Below are 21,809 nucleotides of genomic sequence, written 5' to 3' on the forward strand. Positions count from 1 at the left end.
CGTCAAATTTTTTATATTGAGAATGAACGTTCATTCTCAATATTAGGACAGGGACTGATGAGAGGTAAGAGCTTTATTGTAACAGCCGGTATGCTCACCGTGCTGCTGACCGGTTGTGAGCGCAACACCGCTTCATCAGAGGCGGTACAACCGGTATCGGTGACCGTGCAGACGCTGCATGGCGCCCCCGTGACCTTGCACAGCGAACTGACCGGCCGCGTGACGGCGGCGATGGTGTCTGAGGTTCGCCCACAGGTCGATGGCATTATCCAGCAACGGTTGTTTACCGAAGGGAGCGAAGTCAAAGCCGGGCAGGTGTTGTATCAGATAGACCCAGCCAGTTATCAGGCGGCGGTCGATCAGGCTGCGGCGACGTTGAAAAACGCCCAGTCCACAGTGCGATCGGCCAAACTGAAAGCCGAACGTTACGCCCGCTTGTTGAAAGACGAGGGGGTAGCGCAGCAGGACGCGGATGACGCTCAGGCCACGTATGAACAGGACGTCGCCAGCGTGGCGGAGCAAGCCGCCGCGCTGAAAACCGCGCAAATCAACCTGGCGTACACACGGATTACCGCACCGATATCCGGCCGTATCGGCATTTCATCGGTAACGCCGGGTGCGCTGGTCACCGCCAGTCAGAGTACCGCGCTGGCGACCATTCGCCAGTTGGATCCGATCTATGTCGACCTTACCCAGTCAAGTAGCCAGCGGCTGGCGATGCTGGCACATCAGAAGCAGCAACAGGCGGCGGTGACGCTGACGCTGGAAAACGGCCAGCCTTACGGCCAGACCGGCAAGCTGAAACTGGCAGAAGTGGCGGTTGACCAGTCCACCGGCTCGGTAACGCTGCGCGCCGAGTTCCCCAACGCGGGTCATATGCTGTTGCCCGGCATGTTTGTGCGTGCGGCGGTGGAGACCACCAACCTACCCGATGCCATTCTGGCACCACAGCAAGGCATCCTGCGGGATACCAAAGGCAATGCCTACGCGCTGGTGGTTAATAACCAGCAGGTGGTGGAGCGGCGTGAGGTGGAAACCGGCGAGGCGATCGGTAACCGTTGGTTGATCACCCGGGGGTTAACGGCCGGAGATCGTTTGGTGACGGAGGGGACCGACAAGGTGCGTGAAGGCGATAAGGTCACCGCTGTTGAGGCGACGAGCCAGCCAGCGCCGGGCGCGTCAGGCACGACGGAGGCCCGTTAATCATGTTCTCCCGTTTCTTTATTCATCGACCCGTATTTGCCTGGGTACTCGCTATCGTGATTATGCTGGCGGGGGCGTTGTCGATAGAGTCGCTGCCGGTTGCGCAATACCCGGATGTGGCTCCGCCTTCTATCGCTATCAAAGCCAGTTATCCCGGCGCTTCCGCTGATGTGCTGGAAAACAGTGTAACCCAGGTGATTGAACAGCAGCTCACCGGGCTTGACGGGCTACTCTATTTTTCTTCATCCAGCGATTCGAGTGGTGATGTCCGCATCACCGCCACCTTTGCGCAGGGCACCAACCCGGATACCGCGCAGGTTCAGGTACAAAATAAAGTACAGCAAGCCACCACGCGTCTGCCTACGGAAGTGCAGCAACAAGGCATCACGGTGACCAAATCCCAGCAGGATTTCCTGCTGATTATGGCGCTGTACGACACAACCGATAAAAGCACGGCTGCGGATATCGCGGACTATATGGTCAGCAACCTACAGGATCCGCTCTCCCGGGTGGAAGGGGTGGGCAGCATACAAGTGTTTGGTTCCCAGTATGCGATGCGGATCTGGATGGACCCGACCAAGCTGGCGGCGTACAGCCTGATTCCATCGGATATTTCCTCCGCGATTGAAGCGCAGAATACCCAGGTTTCCGCCGGGAAAATCGGCGCGCAGCCCGCCAACCGCGATCAGCAACTGACCGCTACGGTCACGGCGCAATCACGGTTGAAAACCCCGGAACAGTTTCGCGACATCATCGTGAAAAGTGAATCCAGCGGTGCGTTGGTACATCTTGGCGATGTGGCACGGGTTGAACTGGGTAATGAGGACTACACTACCACCACGCGATTGAACGGTCACCCGGCTGCCGGTATCGCCGTGATGCTGTCATCCGGTGCCAACGCGCTGGCAACGGCGGAGCGGGTGAAAGCCAAAGTGGCGGAATTCACCGCGCAGATGCCGCGAGGCTATGCGGTGTCTTACCCGAAAGACAGCACCGACTTTATCAAGGTATCGGTAGAAGAAGTGGTGCATACCTTGTTTGAAGCCATCCTGCTGGTGGTGTTGGTGATGTTTCTGTTCCTGCAGAACCTGCGTGCCACGCTGATCCCGGCGGTGGCGGTGCCGGTGGTGTTGCTGGGTACCTTTGGCGTACTGGCGGTATTCGGGTATTCCATCAATACCCTGACGCTGTTCGGTATGGTGCTGGCGATAGGTCTGCTGGTGGATGATGCCATCGTGGTGGTGGAGAACGTCGAGCGGTTAATGCGCGACAAGGGCTTGTCGCCGGTGGCGGCCACGGAACAGTCGATGCGTGAGATTTCCAGCGCGCTGGTGGGGGTGGCGCTGGTACTGAGCGCGGTGTTCCTGCCGATGGCGTTCTTTGGGGGCTCGACCGGGGTTATCTACCGGCAATTCTCCATCACCATTGTCTCCTCGATGTTACTGTCGGTGGTTGTGGCGCTGACGCTGACCCCGGCACTCTGTGCCGCGTTGCTCAAACCGGTGGCGCATGCGCCGTCGAACGGTAACGGCTTTTTCGCCCGTTTCAACCGGGGCTATGAAAATGTACAGCAGCGCTATACCGGACGGGTGACGCATGTGATAACCGGCCCGTGGCGTTATCTGGCGCTGTACGGCGTCGTGATTGTCGTCATGGGTGTACTGTTCGTGCGGCTGCCGGGCGGCTTTCTGCCCAATGAAGATCAGGGCGACGTGATGGTGATGTTCACGCTACCGGCAGGTGCCACCGAAGCCCGTACCAGCAAAGTCGGGGAGAGCATTGAGCACTATTTTCTCAATGAAGAGAAAAACAATGTTGAGGCTATTTTCGTGATTTCCGGCTTCAACTTCAGCGGCAGTGGGCAGAATGCCGGGATGGCGTTTGTGGCACTCAAGAACTGGAGCCAACGCCCCGGTCAGGCGAACAGTTCCGTCGCGATTGCCCAACGGGCCATGCAGTCGTTGTCCGTTATTCGCGACGCTCAGGTCTTCACCATGTCACCTCCGGCGGTACAGGGGCTGGGGCAGTCCGATGGTTTTACCTTTGAATTGCAGGCGACCGGCAATACGGATCGCAGCCGCTTGCTGGCGTTACGCAATCAACTGTTGGTTGCAGCGGCGAAAGACCCACGGCTGGCGGCGGTACGTCCTAACGATCTGGAGCAGATGCCGCAACTGCAGGTAGACCTCGACTACGCCAGAATTCGTGCGCTGGGGCTGTCGATCAGTGATGTCACCAGCACGTTGAGCAGCGCCTGGGGGAGTACGTATGTGAATGATTTCATCGATCGCGGTCGGGTAAAAAAGGTTTACATTCAGGGCGATGCTGAGTCTCGCGGTCAGCCATCGGATCTCGATAAGTGGTTTGTCCGCGGAACCGATAGCAGTGGCAACACGGTGATGACGCCATTTTCCTCGTTTGCGTCTACTCGCTGGAGTTACGGCCCGGAAAGCCTGTCGCGTTATAACGGCCTGGCCTCCTACGAGATTCAGGGTACTGGCGCGCCCGGTGTCAGCTCCGGTAAGGCGATGGATGAAATGGAAGCGTTGGCGCGTGCGCTGCCCGCCGGTACAACCTTTGCCTGGAGTGAACTCTCCTATCAGGAGCGGCTGGCCAGCGGGCAGGCAATGTCGCTTTATGTCATGTCGATTCTGGTGGTGTTTTTGTGTCTGGCGGCGCTGTATGAAAGCTGGAGTATTCCTTTCTCGGTGATGCTGGTGATCCCGCTGGGTGTGGTCGGTGCGGTACTGGCAGCGACAATGCGTGGGCTGGAAAACGATGTGTACTTCCAGGTGGCGCTACTCACCACTATTGGGTTGTCGGCCAAAAACGCCATCTTGATTGTGGAGTTCGCCGAAGCGGCTTATCAGCGTGGGGCCACCCTGTATGAAGCGGCTCTGGAAGGGGCCAGCACCCGTCTGCGGCCGGTACTGATGACGTCGCTGGCGTTTATCGCCGGGGTGTTCCCATTAGCGATAGCGACCGGTGCCGGTGCCAACAGCCGCATCTCCATTGGGAGCGGTATTGTCGGCGGTACGCTGACGGCCACCGTACTGGCGATTTTTCTGGTACCGATGTTCTTTGTGATGGTCAGACGGGCCTTCCCCGGTCGCCGCACGCCAGCAGCATCGTCAACGGTAGAGTCTACCTCTACACAGGGAGAAAACTGATGCGCGTTATCATGATGGTATTGGGCGGCAGCCTGCTGTTATCCGGTTGTTCACTGGATCCGCACTATCAACGGCCATCCGCACCGGTGCCTGCCGCCTGGCCGCACGGCGCATCCTATCCAGCGACAGCGCAGGCTCACTCACCCGCAGAGGATATTCCCTGGCGAGAGGTGATGGTGGATGACAAATTGCGCCAGGTCGTGGAGATGGCGTTATCGGATAACCGGGATTTGCGTAAAGCGATTGCCGATGTGGAGGCGGCACGAGCGCAGCTTGGCGAACAACGGGCAACATTGTTGCCGACGATTAACGCCGGTATAGATGGTGATCGCAGCCGGTCACTCATCAGCGGCAGTGACAGCACCGTGCTAAGCAGCAGTTATGGTGCCAGCTTGTCTACCAGCGCGTTTACGCTCGATCTGTTTGGGAAAAACCGTAGCCTGACGGGTGCGGCGCGGGAGGCGTATTTGTCCAGTGCCGCCACCGCTACCAGTACCCGCCTGACGCTGATTGCCGATACGGCGACAGCCTGGGTGGCGCTGGCAACGGCCCGCAGCAATCTGACGCTGGCACGCCAGACGATGGAGAGTGCCGGACAATCGCTGGCGGTAACCCGCAGCCGATTGCGTAATGGTGTGGCATCGGCGGTGGATGTGGCGCAAGCGGAAACTGTCTATCAACAGGCTCGTGCCGATGTCGCCAGCGCGCTAACCACCGAAGCGCAGGATAAAAATGCGCTCGATTTGTTAGCCGGACGGCCCGTGCCGGAGGCGCTACTGCCGGGCGATGTGGCATCGTTGTCGCAGGCGGTGAAACCGGTCGCCGCCGGTATTTCGTCTGCCGTGTTGTTGCGCCGTCCGGATGTTCAGGCCGCAGAACATACGCTGAAATCGGCCAATGCCAATATTGGCGCAGCCCGTGCGGCGCTTTTCCCCAGTATTACCCTGACCGCCAGCAACGGTTTGAGTAGTGAGGCGCTGTCATCACTGTTCAGTGGTGGTGCTCACGTGTGGTCGCTGGCACCCTCTGTCAGTCTGCCTATCTTTGACGGTGGTGCCAATCTGTCGGCGTTACGCTATGCCGAAGCAGAAAAGCAGGGGTATGTCGCCAGCTACGAGAAAACGGTACAGACCGCATTTCGCGAAGTGGCTGATGCGCTGGCGAGTAAAGGGACGATTGATGAGCAACAGGCGGCACAGCGAGATTACGTGACAGCGGCCGAACGTAGCTATCAACTGGCCAGCAACCGCTACCAGGCTGGGGTAGATACCTACCTTAACGTACTGGATGCCCAGCGCACGTTGTACAGTGCGCGTCAGTCGTTATTCAGCCTGGAGCAGTCGCGGCTGGATAATCTGATCACGCTGTATAATGTGTTGGGCGGCGGGGGGAAATAATACATTCTCTGACAGAGCCGGTATGATTGACCGGCTCTGCCTTTTACACATCGCTGTCGTGGTGGGGTGAGAGAAAATAGTAAGTCACATTCACCACGCCACATTCACCACGTTACATTCACAACGCCACGCTCACCAATAGTCCAGGAAATCGCTTTTCGTTGTCTATACCCTCTGAGAACTGACCGTACTGACCGTAATAGACCTGCGTCGTAACAGCAGCATGGCGTAGGGTTTGCATGGCGATACCATTGCATGGTTTTATGACGGGATAGTTTATAACAGGGCAGTTTTATAACAGAATGGTTGTATAACAGGACGTTGTATGACAGCGCAGGATGTATCACTGCCGTGTGGAGAGAAGAGAGAATGATAGCGGACCCTTCAACGACAATTCGTTTTCTGATGGCATCGCGCCAGTGTGAGCTGAACAGCCTGCGCGGTTTGCTGCAAAGCGGCGAACTGGTGGGGCGCATCAGTCAACTGGTGCATATGCTACAGCGTGAGCGTGGAACCGCTAACCTGTTCCTGTGCTCGGACGGGCGGTTATGTGCCGATGAGTTGTCGCAACGCGAGCAGGATGTACAACAGGCCGAATTGCAGTTTATGGCGCAACTCGACGATCTGGCGCAGCGTGCCAGCCTGTTGCCGCAGGCCAGCCGACTGTTCAGCCGTGCTGCCAGCGTGGTGTATACCCTGGGATTATTGCCGTCGATGCGCGAGCACATGCGCCAGCGTGCGCTTGCGCAGTCAGCGGTGATGACGCTATTTAACGACTGTATTCGCCACCTGCTGACGCTGGTATTTGAAGTGTCGGATACCGCGGCAGAGCCGGTTATCGCCCGCGCGTTGGTGGCGATGTTTAGCTTTATGCAAGGTAAGGAACTGGCTGGGCAGGAGCGGGCGGTGGGCGCGGCGGCGTTTGCCGCTGGCGAGTTTCCGGTCAACGTTCAGCAAACGTTGATGGATTTAATCGACCGTCAGGAGCGGTGCTTTGATACCTTCGCCACGTTTGCCGATGATGCCAACCGGGAGCGCTGGCAATCGTTGGTGACCGACCGGGAGTTTGAGCGGTTACGCCGCGTCGCCTGTACCCGTGCGCCGGAGAACTTACCGCCGGAAGGCGGTTTGCAATGGTTTGCCCTGGCAACGGCACGTATTGATGCCATGAAGCAGATTGAAGACCGTTTGTCGCAGACGCTGATGCACCTGTGCCGTGAGCGTATTGCCGCGGCGGAGCAAGCCTGCCTCGACCAGCAAGCTGATGTCGCCAGCCTGATGGCGCAGCAGCAAGGTGATGACCACAGTTATTCGGTGTTTATCGCTCACTCAGAGATGGAGCAGAGCAGTGCCGGGCAAGGCGGCTGGCTTGATAGCGACGGTGTGCGGCCGCAGTTGGGGCGTTCGCTGTTGTCACTGGTACAGCAGCAGGCGCGGCGCTTGCAGGCGCTGGACCATGAACTGGCGGCGATGCGGGCAACGCTGGATGAGCGCCGTCAAATCGACCGGGCCAAAGGGTTGCTGATGCAACATCGTGGATTGAGCGAGGAAGAGGCTTACAAAACCCTGCGCCGCATGGCGATGAACCAGAACAAAAAGCTCATCGAGATTGCTAACGCCATGCTGGCGGTGGCGGATGTTTTTCAGGATACGCCCTGATGGTTGCAGCGTTATACGCGGTGAAACAGGGGGGGAGTGCACATAAAATGTGCGCAACGTGCCAGATAACGGTGCAGCCCCGTGCAATATTTATCGCGTAGGCCCCGTGTTTACTGAGTCTGATAACGGTTTTTCAATCTCTCGTATATCCCTGCTGAATTGATCCAGCTCAATATTTGCTGTGCCTCTGGCGAGCAGAATAGTGTCATCGTGACTCGTCGGCTATCCGGCGTGGCATAGAGGGATAACGCAATGTGCCGTCAGGTTATCGGGATATCCGACAGATTGGCACACACCTTGCTTCATCTCCGGTAACAATTCACTGCGACTTTTCCGTGCTAATGGCGGTACGGAAAAGCGCTGGGCAAAGGCGCCCATAAGCGTGCGATTTTCGCATGGCTTATGGGCGCCTTTTTGTTTTTGCCGTCGAAGGACGGGTTGCCGAGGTGTCGTTAATGAGTGATTCCACAACCGATAAGAAAACCAGCAACCAAACACAGGCGTTTTCCCGTCGCCAGTTTTTGGTCGGGAGTGCCGCACTGGGCGGTGCCATGTTACTGCCGGGAATGCCGGGAATAATGAACAGCGCCTGGGCGGCCGGTTCCGACGCCCCAGAGAAGAACGAGGTGCGTGTCGGCTTTATTCCATTGACGGATTGCGCCTCGGTAGTGATGGCGTCGGTCAAAGGGTTTGACAAGAAATACGGCATTACCATTGTGCCGAGTAAGGAAGCGAGCTGGGCCGCGGTACGTGACAAGCTGGTATCGGGCGAGCTGGATGCTGCCCATGTGCTGTATGGGTTGTTGTACGGCTTGCAAGCCGGTGCGTCAGGGCCGCAGCACGATATGGCGGCGCTGATGACTATCAACAATAACGGCCAGGCGATCACCTTATCCAATGCCTTGCGTCAGGCAGGGGTGACGGATGCCGCCAGCCTGAAGACATTCATCTCAGCCAGCCCTGCTGGGACGTATACCTTCGCCCAGACGTTTCCCACCGGCACCCATGCCATGTGGCTGTATTACTGGTTGGGGGCCGCCGGCATCAACCCGTTTGATGACGTGCGCACCGTGGTGGTACCGCCACCGCAGATGGTGGTGAACATGAAGATCGGCAACATGAGCGGTTTTTGTGTCGGTGAGCCCTGGAACCAACGCGCCATTGCCGATGGCCTCGGATTTACCGCCGCCACGTCGCAGGAGATCTGGCCGGATCATCCGGAGAAAGTCCTCGGCACCAGCGCCGCCTGGGTCAACGCCAATCCCAACACCGCGCGTGCGTTGACGGCGGCGGTGCTGGAAGCCTCGCGCTGGATAGACAGCTCGGACGATAACCGGCGCGAAACCGCACGCGTCATCGCCGGGCGGGCCTACGTCAATACCCAGGAGGAGACGATTGTCGGGCGCATGTTGGGGCAATACGACAACGGCGCCGGTAAACGCTGGCAGGATGCGCACGCGATGCGCTTCTACCACGACGGTGAAGTGAACTTCCCGTATCTGTCGGACGGCATGTGGTTTCTCACCCAGCACAAGCGCTGGGGCCTGCTGACAAAGGAGCCGGATTATCAGGCGCTGGCCCGTCAGGTCAGCCGCATCGATATCTACAAGCAGGCGGCCAGCATGGTCGGCAATGTACCGCTGCCGTCCAGTGAGATGCGCAGCAGCGTATTGATTGACGGTAAGCGGTGGGACGGCAGCGATCCGGCCGGTTATGCCAACAGCTTCAGCGTGAACGTCAGCGTGAAAAAGTAACGGAGAGCGACCATGAAAACGCAAGCCCAGATTCTTTCGATCGTCCCTGATGCTGAGCCGGAAAACGCGAGCGCCGCCGATGCGGTGGTTATCATATTGCCTGATGCCGCCACTGTAGTACCACCAGCACAACCGATGGTGGCGACGCCGCGCCCTGTCTGGCGGCAGCGTATGAGTAACGGGCTGTCCCGCTTGCTGCCGGGAGGGCTCGGTATGTTGTTGCTGCTGGCGATATGGCAGATGGCGGCACTGAGCAGCAAAGGGTTCCCGACGCCGTGGCAGACCTGGCAGGCGGCGCAAAGCATTTTTGCCGACCCTTTTTATGTGGCGGGCCCTAACGATCAGGGTATTGGTTGGAACGTGCTGGCATCGCTCAAGCGCGTCGGCATCGGGTTCGGTCTGGCGGCACTGGTGGGTATTCCCGCCGGTTTCCTGATTGGCCGTTTTCGGTTTATTGCCGCGATGTTCAACCCGATTATTTCGCTGTTGCGTCCGGTCAGTCCGCTGGCGTGGCTGCCCATCGGCTTGCTGTTGTTTCAGCGTGCCGAACCGGCATCCAGTTGGACGATTTTCATCTGCTCCATCTGGCCGATGATCCTCAACACCGCGGAAGGGGTACGCCAAATTCCACAGGATTACCTGAATGTGGCGCGGGTGTTGAAGCTGTCCGAGTTCGCCATCATGCGCACTATTTTGCTACCGGCGGTACTGCCGAGTGTGCTGACCGGGGTGCGGTTGTCGATCGGTATCGCCTGGCTGGTGATCGTGGCGGCGGAAATGCTGACCGGCGGTATCGGCATCGGTTTTTGGATCTGGAACGAGTGGAACAACCTCAACGTGCCCAACATCATCACCGCTATTTTGGTGATTGGCGTGGTCGGGTTGTTACTTGAGCAAGGGCTGATGTTGCTGGCCAAACGCTTTAGCTATGAAACCCGTTAAGGAGAAACCGATGCGCCATCAACCGATTATTCGTATTCAGCAGGTCAGCCAGCGTTTCTCCACCGCCAGCGGTTCGTTCGTGGCGCTTGATAACGTGAGTTTCGATATTCATGCCGGCGAAACCCTGAGTCTGATTGGGCACTCCGGCTGCGGCAAATCGACGCTGCTCAACCTGATTGCCGGGTTAACGCTGCCGACCCGCGGCGGCCTGCTGTGCGACAACCGTGAAATCGACGGCCCGGGGCCGGAGCGGGCGGTGGTGTTCCAGAACCATTCGTTGCTGCCGTGGCTCACCACTTACAACAACGTGGCGCTGGCGGTGAAGCAGGTGTTTCGCGGCCAGATGACCAAAGCGGAAATGCACGAGTGGATTGTGCATAACCTCGAACTGGTGCACATGGGGCACGCCCTGAACAAGCGCCCACATGAGATTTCCGGTGGCATGAAGCAGCGGGTGGGCATCGCCCGCGCGTTGGCGATGAAACCCAAGGTGCTGCTGATGGACGAGCCGTTCGGCGCTCTGGATGCGCTGACCCGCGCCCATTTGCAGGATGCCGTCATGGAGATTCAGCAGCGACTGAATACCACCATCGTGCTGATTACCCACGACGTGGATGAAGCGGTGCTGCTTTCCGACCGGGTGCTGATGATGACCAACGGCCCGGCCGCCACGGTGGGAGAAATCATGACGGTGGCGCTGGAGCGACCGCGTTCCCGCGTAGCGCTGGCGGATGACCCGCGTTATCACCAGTACCGCCAGCAGGTGCTGCATTTCCTCTACGAGAAGCAGCCGCACGCGGCCTGACGGGAGGGAGCGATGAGAGCGCATCTGGTTGTCATCGGTAACGGCCTGTCCAGCGCCCGGCTGGTAAAAAAATTGGGGCAGCTTGCAGCGCAACGCTACCGCATCACCCTCATCGATCGCGAACCGCGTGCCGGTTATAACCGCGTGCTGCTCTCGTCGGTACTGGGGGGCGAGAAAACGTTTGAGGAAACACAACTGGAGCCGCTGCCCGAGTCGATGGATGTCACCGTCCTGACCGGTGAATCGGCCCTGCGGATCGACAGGGCCGCGCGGGAGGTGGTCACCGACCGCCGCCGTCTGGCCTATGAGCACCTGGTACTGGCAACAGGGGCACGCCCGTTTATGCCGCCATTGCCGGGCATCAGCCTGTCGGGGGTCACCGGATTTCGCACGCTGGACGATGTCGAGCGGATGTGGGCGGCGCTACGGCAAAAGACGTCGGTGGTGGTGATAGGTGGCGGGGTATTGGGGATTGAGGCCGCCGCCGCGTTGCGCCTGCACGGTGCCGAGGTGACGTTAGTGCATCGCCATACCCGGCTGATGGAGCGCCAGCTCGACGATGTCGCCAGCGATTTACTGGCTACCCGGTTGCGAGAGCGTGGCATTCGTTGCCTGACCGGTGTGCAGATCCAGTCGCTGGAAGGGAGCGGGCAGGTTGAGGCGGTGGCGCTGACGGACGGCACACGCCTTCCTGCCGGACTGGTGGTGGTGGCGACCGGTGTCGAGCCGGTATGTGAGCTGGCTCGCGACAGCGGCCTGCCATGCGGGCGCGGCATTCTGGTGGATGGTCAGTTGCGTACCCGTGACGAGGCTATCAGCGCGTTCGGTGAATGCGCAGAAATCAATGGGGAGACGGTGGGGCTGGTGGCCCCCTGTCTGGCGCAGGCGGATGTGCTGGCGGCCAGACTGGCCGGGCGGCCGGTAGCGGATTATGTACCGACGCCGCTGGCCACACGCCTGAAGGTAACCGGGATTGACGTTGTGAGCGCGGGTGAACTGCATCCGCAGGTGGGCGATAAGACCCACTCACTGTCAGACCCGCTCGGCGGTCACTACCGCCGTCTGATATTCCGCGACGATCGGTTGTGCGGTGCGCTGCTGTTCGGTCATGTCAACGACAGCCCGCAACTGCTGGCGGCCATGGAGACCAGGCTGCCATCGGCACCGTCATCGCTTTTATTTGGTCTTTCTTTTCCTGAAATAGACATACGGCCTGAAGCCGTAAGGATTTCTGTTATGAGTAAACCCGTATTGGTGGTAGTGGGACACGGCATGGTCGGTCACCACTTTCTGGAGCAACTGGTGGAGCGCGGCCTGCACCAGCAGTATCACGTGGTGGTGTTCGGTGAAGAACGCTACCCGGCCTATGACCGGGTACATTTGTCTGAGTATTTCGCCGGGCGCAGCGCCGAATCGCTGTCGATGGTCAGTGAAGGCTTTTTCGAGCAGAGCGGTATTGAACTGCGTACCGGCTGTCAGGTGATGGCCATCGATCGCCAGCGCCGCTGTGTGCGCGACGCGAATGGTCAGGAAACGCCTTACGATCGTCTGGTGCTGGCAACCGGCTCCTATGCGTTTGTACCGCCAATCAAAGGCAACGATCGCCCTGGCTGTCTGGTCTATCGCACGTTGGATAATCTGGATGCGATTGCCGACTACGCACGCGAATCACGCAGCGGCGTCGTCGTGGGGGGCGGCCTGCTGGGGCTGGAAGCGGCGAACGCTCTGCGTCAGCTGGGGCTGGAGACCCATGTGGTGGAGTTCGCACCCCGTCTGATGGCGGTGCAACTGGATGAGGGCGGCGCACAGTTGCTACGGCGCAAAATCGAAGCGTTGGGCTTGCAGGTGCACACCAGCAAAGAAACGCTCGACATTACGGCAGGCGAGCAGGCGCGTCACCGGATGAATTTTGCTGATGGCACATCGCTGGAAACCGACCTGATCCTGTTTTCCGCCGGTATTCGCCCACGCGTTCGGCTGGCGAGTGAAGCCGGGCTGGAGATAGGCACGCGTGGCGGTATCGTGATTGACGATCACTGCCAGACGTCCGATGACGCTATCTTCGCCATCGGTGAGTGTGCGGTATGGCAAGGGCAGATTTTCGGACTGGTGGCCCCGGGCTACCAGATGGCGCGCACGGTCGCGGCCCAATTGGCTAAGTCGGCGCAGCAGGAACAGCAGGAACTGGCTTTCACCGGTGCTGACATGAGTACCAAGCTCAAGTTGCTGGGGGTGGATGTCGCGTCAATCGGTGATGCGCACGGCAACACCGAAGGTAGCCAGAGTTATCAGTGGAACGACGAGCCGAATCAGGTCTACAAAAAAATCATTGTCTCGGCAGACGGCAAGCGGCTACTGGGGGCGGTGCTGGTCGGCGACAGCAGTGATTACAGCACACTGCTGCAAATGAAACTCAACGACATGACGTTGCCCGACCACCCGGAAAGTCTGATCCTGCCCGCACTGGACGGCGCCGCCCCGAAAGGGTTGGGGGTGGCGGCACTGCCGGACAGCGCGCAGATTTGCTCCTGCCACAACGTCAGCAAAGCGGATATTTTCGCGGCGGTAGACAACGGTTGCACCGATCTGGCATCACTGAAAGCCTGCACCAAGGCCGGGACGGGGTGTGGCGGTTGTGTGCCGTTACTCAAGCAGGTGATGGAATACCGCTTGCAGCAGTCAGGCATCGAGGTGAAAAAAGACATCTGCGAACACTTTGCGTACTCGCGTCAGGAACTGTACCACCTGATCCGCGTCAACCGTATCCGCAGTTTTGGCGAGTTGATCGCCCGTCACGGTCACGGACTCGGGTGTGAAATCTGTAAACCGCTGGTGGGGTCGATGCTGGCATCGTGCTGGAACGACTACGTGCTGAAACCCGAACATGTGCCGTTGCAGGATACCAATGACCGTTTTCTGGCCAACATCCAAAAAGACGGTACCTACTCGGTGGTGCCGCGTATCCCCGGTGGGGAGATCACCCCTAAAGGGTTGATCGCCATCGGTCAGGTCGCAGAGCGCTACCACCTGTACACCAAAATTACCGGTGGTCAACGGGTCGATTTGTTCGGTGCGCGGCTGGAACAACTGCCTGCTATCTGGCAGGAATTGATCGACGCTGGCTTTGAAACCGGTCATGCCTACGGCAAGTCGCTGCGTACGGTGAAATCCTGCGTGGGGTCAACCTGGTGCCGCTATGGCGTACAGGATTCCACCGGGCTGGCGATTGCACTGGAGCATCGTTACAAAGGGCTGCGCTCGCCGCACAAGCTCAAGATGGCGGTCTCCGGTTGTACCCGTGAGTGCGCCGAAGCGCAGGGTAAAGACATCGGTGTGATTGCCACCGACAAGGGCTGGAACCTGTACGTGTGCGGTAATGGCGGTATGAAACCACGTCATGCTGATCTGTTCGCCAGCGATCTGGATACCGAGACGCTGTTCCGCTTTATCGACCGCTTGCTGATGTTTTACATCCGTACCGCAGACCGGCTCCAGCGTACCAGTGTGTGGCTGGATAATCTGGAAGGCGGCGTTGACTATCTGCGTCAGGTGGTGATCGACGACAGCCTGGGGATTACCGATGAGCTGGAAAGCGAGATGCGCCATGTTGTCGACAGCTACCAGTGCGAGTGGCAAACCACACTGGCGCATGACGAAAACCGGGCATTGTTCCGCGCCTTCCTCAACAGCGACACCCCGGATGAGGCGGTGGTGATGGTCCCCGAACGTGGTCAGATTCGTCCGGCGCGTCCGGAAGAGAAAAAACCGATCACCGTATCCGAGACCCTCGGAGCCGATGGCTGGCAGTGTGTCGGTTTCCTCAGCGATATCCCGGCGAATGCAGGGATGGCAGCGCGAGTCGGACATCGGCAGGTGGCGTTGTTCCATCTCCCGGCGTCGCAACCGGGGCAGGCGGCACGTGTGTTCGCGCTCGATAACCTGGAACCGGGCAGCGGTGCTAACGTGCTGTCGCGCGGCATTGTTGGTGATGTGGACGGTGAACCGGTGGTGATTTCGCCGTTGTACAAAAAACGTTTGCGCTTGTGTGACGGTGTCAGCCCGGATGATAGCCAACTGCGGGTACGCGTCTGGCCGGTACGTGTCGTTCAGGAGCGTATCTGGGTGGCTGACGAGCCGATGACGGTGGTATCGACCGACATGGCGGAGGCGTTATGACCGGCTGTCGCACCACCTGTCCTTATTGCGGTGTGGGTTGCGGCGTGATTGCTACGGCGCAACCGGACGGGAGGGTGACCATCGAAGGCGACAGCCAGCACCCGGCCAATCAGGGACGGTTGTGCGTCAAAGGGTCGGCGCTCGGTGACACACTGAGTTTACAAGGGCGGTTGTTATGGCCGTTGGTGGACAGGCAGCGCGTCAGCTGGGATCAAGCGCTGGACCGGGTCGCGCAATCGCTCGGCGATATTATTGCGCAGCACGGCCCACAGGCGGTGGCGTTTTACGGTTCGGGGCAATTACTGACCGAAGATTATTACGTCGCCAACAAGCTGATGAAAGGCTTTATCGGCAGCGCCAACATGGATACCAATTCCCGGCTGTGCATGGCCTCAGCGGTCATCGGTTACAAACGGGCGCTGGGGGCCGATGCGGTACCGGGTAACTACGACGATATCGAACAGGCGGATCTGGTGGTGCTGGTCGGTTCCAATACCGCCTGGGCGCATCCGGTGGTGTATCAACGGCTGATGCAGGCGAAACAACAGCGTCCGCATATGAAAGTCGTGGTGGTGGACCCGCGTCATACCGCCACCTGCGATGCGGCGAATTTACACCTGCCGCTGGCACCCGGCAGTGATGCCGGGTTGTTCAACGGATTGCTGCACTGGCTGGCGCAGCAATCCGCGCCGCCGCCTGACGCGCTGAGCGGTGTGGAAGCGGCGCTGGCGGCGGCGCAAACGTGGACGGTAGAACGGGTGGCGGAATTCTGCCGGTTACCGCACGAGGCGGTGGCCTGCTTCTACCAGTGGTTCAGCGAGACCGACAAGGTGGTGACGCTCTACTCGCAAGGCATTAACCAGTCTGCTTCCGGCAGCGATAAATGCAACGCGATTATCAACGCGCATCTGTTCAGCGGCCGTATCGGCCGGGTTGGGTGCGGCCCGTTTTCGATTACCGGTCAGCCGAATGCCATGGGGGGCCGGGAAGTGGGCGGGCTGGCGAATCAACTGGCGGCACACATGGGGTTCAGCCCGCAAGAGGTGGCGCGGGTCGGTCGCTTTTGGGGCAGTGATCGGGTGGCCTCGGCTCCGGGGCTGATGGCGGTGGATCTGTTTCGTGCCATCGAAGCCGGGCAGGTGAAGGCGGTATGGATAATGGGCACCAACCCGGTAGTGTCAATGCCGGAGGCGGATCGGGTGCGGCAGGCGTTGTTGCGCTGCCCGCTGGTGATTGTCTCTGATGTGATGCGCCATACCGATACCACCGAATGCGCCGATATCCTGCTGCCGGCATTGGCGTGGGGAGAAAAAGACGGCACAGTAACCAATTCCGAACGGCGTATTTCCCGCCAACGTGCTTTTTTGCCAGCACCGGGCGAGGCGAAGGCAGACTGGTGGATTTTATCGCAGGTCGCCACGCGTATGGGGTTTGGCGAGGCGTTTGATTACCGCCACCCGGCGCAAATTTTCCGTGAACATGCCGCGTTATCTGGATTTGAGAATCAGGGGCAGCGTGCCTTCAACATCAGCGCGCTGGCGACGCTCAGCGATGAGCAGTGGCAACAACTTGCCCCAGTGCAGTGGCCGGTGACCACACATGCCGATGGCGGTACCGCACGGTTATATACCGATGGCCGTTGCTGGCATCCGGACGGTAAGGCGCGGTTACTGGCAATCACCCCGCAATTGCCGGTCAACCCACCGTCCCCGGCGTATCCACTGGTGCTCAACACCGGGCGGATACGCGACCAGTGGCACACCATGACCCGCACCGGCAAGGCGGCGCGACTGATGCAGCATCTGCCGGAGCCTTACTGCGATCTGCACCCGCAGGATGCGCTTAACGCCGGTGTGCACGATGGTGAACTGGTGCGCATCAGCGCCGGGTCCGGCTGGATGTTGGCGCGGGCGCAGGTTCAGCGGGGTCAGCAGCCCGGCAGCATTTTTGTCCCCATGCACTGGAACCGGCAATTCAGCGCACAGGCGCGTGTCGATAGTCTGGTGGCGGCGGTGACTGACCCTTACTCCGGTCAGCCGGAAAGCAAACAGGCACGGGTACGCATCCAACGCTGGCCCGCCGTCTGGTTCGGCGAGCTGTTTGTCCGCGGTGACGCAGCCGTACCGGACTGTGGCTACTGGAGCCGTGTGACTGCGGACGGGGTGTCGCATTATGTGATCGCCGACGAGCGCACACCGGAACACTGGCTCGACTGGCTGACCCGGCAATATGACCTGAGCGACGTTGAATTTCAGCAGGCTCAGGGGGACGATCGGCTGTTTCATGCCATTGGCTGGCGAGGCGCACAGGTCGCTGTGGCGCTTTATGTGGGGGCGCATCGCCCACAACTGGCGCGTGAAGCGGTGTTGGCGGCATTTGCCGCGCCGCCACAGCAGTCGTTGGATCGACTGGCGTTGTTGGCGGGGTGTGCGCCACAGGGGGAAACACCGCAAGGCGCAACTATTTGTAGCTGTTTCGCGGTTGGCGAGCAGCGCATTATCGACGCTATCCGTCAGGGGGGCCACAGCGTGGCGCAACTGGGTGAACAGCTACAATGCGGGACTAACTGCGGATCCTGCGTACCGGAACTGAAGGCGTTGCTGCAACAGTATGCGACGCCAGACATATTACGCCGGGCGGGCTGAGCCGCACCCGGAAAAAGGAGTGATCCTATGAACCCTACTCTGAATACGCTGATGGCGCAGGGCCATCAACGCCAGCCGTTGCTGGCAGGTGATGTCTGGCTGGTGGGTGCCGGTCCGGGCGATGCTGAATTACTGACTATCAAGGCGCTGCGAGTGATTCAGCAGGCGGATGTGGTCGTGCATGACCGGCTGGTTTCGGCCGATATTATGGCGTTAGTAGCGCGTGACACCTTGCGCATTGATGTCGGTAAACAGCAGGGCAACCACACACTGCCGCAACCGCAAATCAATCAATTGTTGATGGAGTTGGCGCAAGCCGGGCAACGTGTCGTGCGCTTAAAAGGCGGCGATCCGTTTATTTTCGGGCGTGGCGGTGAGGAAATGGATTACCTGCATCAACGGGGTGTGCGTTGCCATGTTGTACCGGGGATTACCGCCGCGACTGGCTGTGCGGCGGCGGTAGGGTTGCCGCTGACGCACCGGGATTGTGCTCAATCGGTACGGTTTATTACCGGTCATGCTCGCGATGGCGAGCCGCAACTGGACTGGGAAACCCTGGGCGCAGGCCAGCAAACACTGGTGTTTTATATGGGGTTGAGTCATGCCAGCCGCCTGTGCCTGAAGTTAATCGCACACGGCCTGCCTGCCAGTACGCCGCTGGCGATTATTGAGCGCGGCACACAGCCGGAGCAACGCGTGATGACCGCGACGCTTGCGACCTTGCCTGCACTGATGGCGCGTTATCAGCCGCAATCGCCCAGCTTGTTAGTGGTCGGTGAAGTGGTACGGTTTTGTCGCCATCCGGCACTGACGGTGGCCAGCGAAACGATGATGAAAGTGGGAACGGTGGCGGCATAAGCGACTGCCGCCCGACAGTGGGCGGTAGCCTGATGAAAGGATGTGTTATCTTCTGAGCCCGATCTCATCGACCAGCGCATTCATTTGCTCGGCAATCAAAACGGTAATGTTTTCATCTTTCAGGTTGCCCTGATCGTCGAAACCACCAGCAAAGGCGTTAGCGAAAACTTCCGGCTTGTTCAGCACATGAACATTCAGATAGACGCAACTCTGGCGCAAATGATACTGCGCCCGCGAGGTACCCATACCGCCACCCGCGCCCATCAATGCTGCCGGTTTACCGCTTAAAATAGTGGTATCCGGCAGGCGGGATAACCAGTCCAGAATATTCTTCAGCGCCGGTGCTATGGAATAGTTGTATTCGGTACAGGCGAACACAAAACCATCCGCCTCACTGGCCTGGCGAGCGATGCGCTGCACGGATTCCGGTACCTCAGTCAAATCAGCGTTATAAAACGGTACATCCAGCAGGTCGGCAATGTCCAGCGTGGCATAAGCGGGCAGTACTGACTGCGCGGCACGCAATAATCCCCGGTTGGCAGAGGCTTTACGCAGGCTGCCGGAAATACCTAACAATTTGATTTGATTCATGGTGTTGTCCTTTTTGTGTGAAAAAAATCACCAGGATAACGTCGGCGCGCATCGCGTCATCGTTTTCCCTGACTCGTCATAGCATAGAGCGTGGGGGGAAAATTGCCATTGAGGCGTGTGGACTATTCCGTGAGGATATTGGCGTTTTTGTACTTTACTCTGAAGATATTAGGCACGGTAATAGCGGGCCATGAGCGGACGATCGTTATCCAGCAGGTAGTGGTTGAAACGCTGGTAGAGATCGCTTAACTGTGACGGATTATCGCCAATCACATCCATCCCCCGATCGTCGTAGGGGAAAAGCGCCATTCGTTGTTCTGCATTGATCAAATAAACCAGAACATGGGGGTTCGGTTGAATGGATGGGAAATCTGTCGCCAGAGCACACCATAATGCGCTCGATAACATGTCCGGTTGCAGGCGAAAAGCGATATGGTGCCATACTCCATTATCCGCTTCTTCATCAGGTGCTTGTTCAACAGGTTCTTGCCAATACTCCGCTTGGTTAGCAGGTAACAATTCCATCTGCTTTAACTGGCGTAATAGAGGTCGTGAAATGATTAACCGTTTGTCCCCATAGAAACGCAGGCAAAGATACGACAGGTTTCCTGATGAAAATACGTATTCGGCGATTTCACTGGCTTTGCGATGAGCGGTGATAAACATCTGTAGTGCATGACTGCTTTCGGAGAGTGAGAAGCGTAATCCACCAGGGTACTGGTAAAAAAGCGGCCGACTAAATAGTTTTCCCTTGAATAGGGAGTGAAGTCGGTGCTTTATTTTTATCATGATTTAGCCTTCAGGCAAGGTAGGTTGTGGAAACTCAGTGTTTGTTGCAGCCAGTAGCGGAAAGCAGGCGTCAGTGTCGAAAATGTGTGTTCCAGAGTGGCTATGCCGCGCTCCGTGTAACGGACTTCATATCCAGAAGCGGTTTGCGCCAGCCAGAACCCCTCTGACCAGGGTCGTTGCATAACAAAACACTCCAACCCACGTCGCTCAGCTTCTTGTACGATCGCCTCAAAAGGGACCGTCCAGCGTGCTTTTAGTGTTCCCCATTCTCCTTCGCAGTAGCGAGCAACCAAATTATAAATACGGTTGGATAGAATGGCGTCAATCTGGATATTTTCAGGAATCATCATTGCTCATTTTCTGCGTAGCGTAATGAATAATGGTATTACAGGTCGGAGGGGCATATCAAAACCAATGGCGGCATGGCCTTCTATTTTTTGATTTCGATGCTTAATCTATTTCAGTTATAGTATCAGCTCTCTTTCTAATTCTTTTTATTTAATATGAATTTATTAACATTAGCCTCAAGGATAGTGGTGCTGGGTTTCGTTTGTCTTGTTGGGGTAACTCAGGCTGACGATGATTTTCCCGTTTATCGCGGCACTATAGGCAATACCACCATTGTGATGGAGCTGTATAACGCCCCCGGTCAGCCAGAGAACCAAAGTATTAATGGGCGTTATTTTTATACTAAATACCGCAAAGACATTGGATTATCTGGTTCACAGGATGTACAGGGTAATCTGGTGCTGTCGGAAGGCGATGATTCGATGGATGAGCAACAAGCACTGGCTGGCAAAGATCCGATACCGGTGATGGTGCTGCGTAGCCGCGATCAGAACACCTTGCAGGGCGAATGGCGCAACGGCAAAGGTAAATCCTATCCGGTGGTGCTGTCTCTGGTTACCGAATTGCCTGCGACAGCGTCACCGTTTATGCAACAGGCGTATCAGCATTCGCGTTATGAATACCTGCGGCATGAAGGGGCCGAACCGGTTATGACAAAACAGGAAACGGTGAATGGGTATGATGTTGAATGGTGGCGGGATCCATTATCTGGCATGACGACGTTTCAGTTACGCAGCGGCTATCCGGCAGAACAATTGTCGGGGTTGAATACGGTGTTGCGCAAGGAACTGTGGCAGGAGGTATTAAATTACTACCGTTGTATGCAAGGGACAGATAAAGGTTCCTATACTGAGCAAGTAAACATCAACCAGTTACTACCTTGGGTAGTGAGTTACTCTATCGCTGGCAGTGAAAGCTGTGGCAATGGTTATAACTCTGGTGTTAGAAGTGAAAGCCTATATGCTAGCGATGCTAGTCATATGGAGTTAAAGGATTTTTTCTGGGTTGGCGAGCAGCCAGCACCAGATAATACGTTGGAACCGAAAGATTACAGTGATGGGATACTCCCCCATTGGCTGGCTGAGCAATTCTCTGTGATGTATCCAGAAAGAATGGCTAATACGGTAAATAGTGGTGGAGGTAATACTCTGTGTGATTATCGGCGGTCTGAGGTCTGGGTGTTTCCAACATGGAGCCTGACTGCTCAGGGCATTCTTTTCCACCCGACCTTCCCGACGAGTGACAGCGTTTGTGATGATGCTCCCTGGGCCATCGTACCGTGGAGCGTCGTGAAGCAACATCCTGGTCGTTTGAAGAATTTGCCGCTACCTTAATATGCATGACGAATGCCCCGGTTTGCGTGTATCCAGACCGGGGTACTCATTGTGATTCCCTGTATATACCCATCTTTCTGCAACTCGAATTATTTGGGATAGGGTCAGAATACTGCGTGGTTTTTGACTACGGTGCTT

14 protein-coding genes are annotated in these 21,809 nt (G+C 57.9%); 11 read left to right on the plus strand and 3 right to left on the minus strand.

Going from position 1 to position 21,809, the window contains the following annotated elements:
* The first annotated feature begins 57 nt into the window (after window positions 1-57).
* The 10 genes from LF929_RS06990 (at window position 58) to cobA (ending at window position 18,609) form a co-directional block, all read left to right on the plus strand.
* Window positions 58-1,203 carry an efflux RND transporter periplasmic adaptor subunit gene (locus LF929_RS06990; RefSeq protein WP_226093312.1) on the plus strand — a complete coding sequence of 382 codons (1,146 nt, stop codon included), beginning with the start codon at window positions 58-60 and terminating at the stop codon, window positions 1,201-1,203.
* Window positions 1,204-1,205: 2 nt separating this feature from the next.
* Window positions 1,206-4,373, plus strand: a complete 3,168-nt coding sequence (locus LF929_RS06995) for an efflux RND transporter permease subunit (RefSeq protein WP_226093311.1) — start codon at window positions 1,206-1,208, stop codon at window positions 4,371-4,373.
* Window positions 4,373-5,770, plus strand: a complete 1,398-nt coding sequence (locus LF929_RS07000) for an efflux transporter outer membrane subunit (RefSeq protein ID WP_226093310.1) — start codon at window positions 4,373-4,375, stop codon at window positions 5,768-5,770. The genes LF929_RS06995 and LF929_RS07000 overlap by 1 nt, the downstream gene beginning before the upstream one ends.
* Window positions 5,771-6,139: 369 nt before the next feature.
* A complete protein-coding gene (locus LF929_RS07005; RefSeq protein ID WP_226093309.1) occupies window positions 6,140-7,429 on the plus strand; it encodes a nitrate regulatory protein in 1,290 nt (429 codons plus the stop codon).
* 455 nt (window positions 7,430-7,884) lie between these two features.
* Window positions 7,885-9,183 (plus strand): ABC transporter substrate-binding protein, encoded by a 1,299-nt coding sequence (locus LF929_RS07010; protein ID WP_226093308.1) that lies wholly within the window; start codon window positions 7,885-7,887, stop codon window positions 9,181-9,183.
* Window positions 9,184-9,195: 12 nt separating this feature from the next.
* Window positions 9,196-10,125: a nitrate ABC transporter permease gene (gene ntrB, locus LF929_RS07015; protein ID WP_038908515.1), complete on the plus strand. Its 930-nt coding sequence runs from the start codon at window positions 9,196-9,198 to the stop codon at window positions 10,123-10,125.
* Window positions 10,126-10,135: 10 nt separating this feature from the next.
* Window positions 10,136-10,930, plus strand: a complete 795-nt coding sequence (locus tag LF929_RS07020) for an ABC transporter ATP-binding protein (protein ID WP_226093307.1) — start codon at window positions 10,136-10,138, stop codon at window positions 10,928-10,930.
* Window positions 10,931-10,942: 12 nt separating this feature from the next.
* Window positions 10,943-15,106 (plus strand): nitrite reductase large subunit NirB, encoded by a 4,164-nt coding sequence (nirB, locus tag LF929_RS07025; protein WP_226093306.1) that lies wholly within the window; start codon window positions 10,943-10,945, stop codon window positions 15,104-15,106.
* On the plus strand, window positions 15,103-17,751 hold the full coding sequence (locus tag LF929_RS07030; RefSeq protein ID WP_226093305.1) for a nitrate reductase: 2,649 nt from the start codon (window positions 15,103-15,105) through the stop codon (window positions 17,749-17,751). The genes nirB and LF929_RS07030 overlap by 4 nt, the downstream gene beginning before the upstream one ends.
* A 27-nt stretch (window positions 17,752-17,778) precedes the next feature.
* The gene (cobA, locus tag LF929_RS07035; RefSeq protein ID WP_226093304.1) at window positions 17,779-18,609 is read left to right on the plus strand and encodes a uroporphyrinogen-III C-methyltransferase; all 831 of its coding nucleotides are present in this window, start codon (window positions 17,779-17,781) and stop codon (window positions 18,607-18,609) included.
* 45 nt (window positions 18,610-18,654) lie between these two features.
* Here the strand turns inward: cobA and LF929_RS07040 are convergent, their stop codons facing one another.
* The 3 genes from LF929_RS07040 to LF929_RS07050 form a co-directional block, all read right to left on the minus strand.
* Entirely contained in the window at window positions 18,655-19,200 is a 546-nt protein-coding gene (locus tag LF929_RS07040; protein WP_016941038.1) for an NADPH-dependent FMN reductase, read from the minus strand.
* A 168-nt stretch (window positions 19,201-19,368) separates the two neighbouring features.
* Window positions 19,369-19,989: a DUF3885 domain-containing protein gene (locus LF929_RS07045; RefSeq protein WP_226093303.1), complete on the minus strand. Its 621-nt coding sequence runs from the start codon at window positions 19,987-19,989 to the stop codon at window positions 19,369-19,371.
* Window positions 19,986-20,339 (minus strand): hypothetical protein, encoded by a 354-nt coding sequence (locus LF929_RS07050; protein ID WP_226093302.1) that lies wholly within the window; start codon window positions 20,337-20,339, stop codon window positions 19,986-19,988. Before LF929_RS07050 ends, LF929_RS07045 begins: the two co-directional genes overlap by 4 nt.
* A gap of 186 nt (window positions 20,340-20,525) precedes the next feature.
* Between LF929_RS07050 and LF929_RS07055 the strand changes: the two genes are divergently transcribed.
* Window positions 20,526-21,671: a hypothetical protein gene (locus LF929_RS07055; RefSeq protein WP_226093301.1), complete on the plus strand. Its 1,146-nt coding sequence runs from the start codon at window positions 20,526-20,528 to the stop codon at window positions 21,669-21,671.
* Window positions 21,672-21,809: the final 138 nt, after the last annotated feature.

Source organism: Dickeya oryzae, from assembly GCF_020406815.2.
Classification (GTDB): Bacteria; Pseudomonadota; Gammaproteobacteria; order Enterobacterales; family Enterobacteriaceae; genus Dickeya; species Dickeya oryzae.

Bases quoted from the DNA above. Each gene is read 5' to 3' on its own strand.
- LF929_RS06990 (WP_226093312.1), top strand. From the start codon at position 58: ATGAGAGGTAAGAGCTTTATTGTAACAGCCGGTATGCTCACCGTGCTG.
- LF929_RS06995 (WP_226093311.1), top strand. From the start codon at position 1,206: ATGTTCTCCCGTTTCTTTATTCATCGACCCGTATTTGCCTGGGTACTC.
- LF929_RS07000 (WP_226093310.1), top strand. From the start codon at position 4,373: ATGCGCGTTATCATGATGGTATTGGGCGGCAGCCTGCTGTTATCCGGT.
- LF929_RS07005 (WP_226093309.1), top strand. From the start codon at position 6,140: ATGATAGCGGACCCTTCAACGACAATTCGTTTTCTGATGGCATCGCGC.
- LF929_RS07010 (WP_226093308.1), top strand. From the start codon at position 7,885: ATGAGTGATTCCACAACCGATAAGAAAACCAGCAACCAAACACAGGCG.
- ntrB (WP_038908515.1), top strand. From the start codon at position 9,196: ATGAAAACGCAAGCCCAGATTCTTTCGATCGTCCCTGATGCTGAGCCG.
- LF929_RS07020 (WP_226093307.1), top strand. From the start codon at position 10,136: ATGCGCCATCAACCGATTATTCGTATTCAGCAGGTCAGCCAGCGTTTC.
- nirB (WP_226093306.1), top strand. From the start codon at position 10,943: ATGAGAGCGCATCTGGTTGTCATCGGTAACGGCCTGTCCAGCGCCCGG.
- LF929_RS07030 (WP_226093305.1), top strand. From the start codon at position 15,103: ATGACCGGCTGTCGCACCACCTGTCCTTATTGCGGTGTGGGTTGCGGC.
- cobA (WP_226093304.1), top strand. From the start codon at position 17,779: ATGAACCCTACTCTGAATACGCTGATGGCGCAGGGCCATCAACGCCAG.
- LF929_RS07040 (WP_016941038.1), bottom strand. From the start codon at position 19,200: ATGAATCAAATCAAATTGTTAGGTATTTCCGGCAGCCTGCGTAAAGCC.
- LF929_RS07045 (WP_226093303.1), bottom strand. From the start codon at position 19,989: ATGATAAAAATAAAGCACCGACTTCACTCCCTATTCAAGGGAAAACTA.
- LF929_RS07050 (WP_226093302.1), bottom strand. From the start codon at position 20,339: ATGATGATTCCTGAAAATATCCAGATTGACGCCATTCTATCCAACCGT.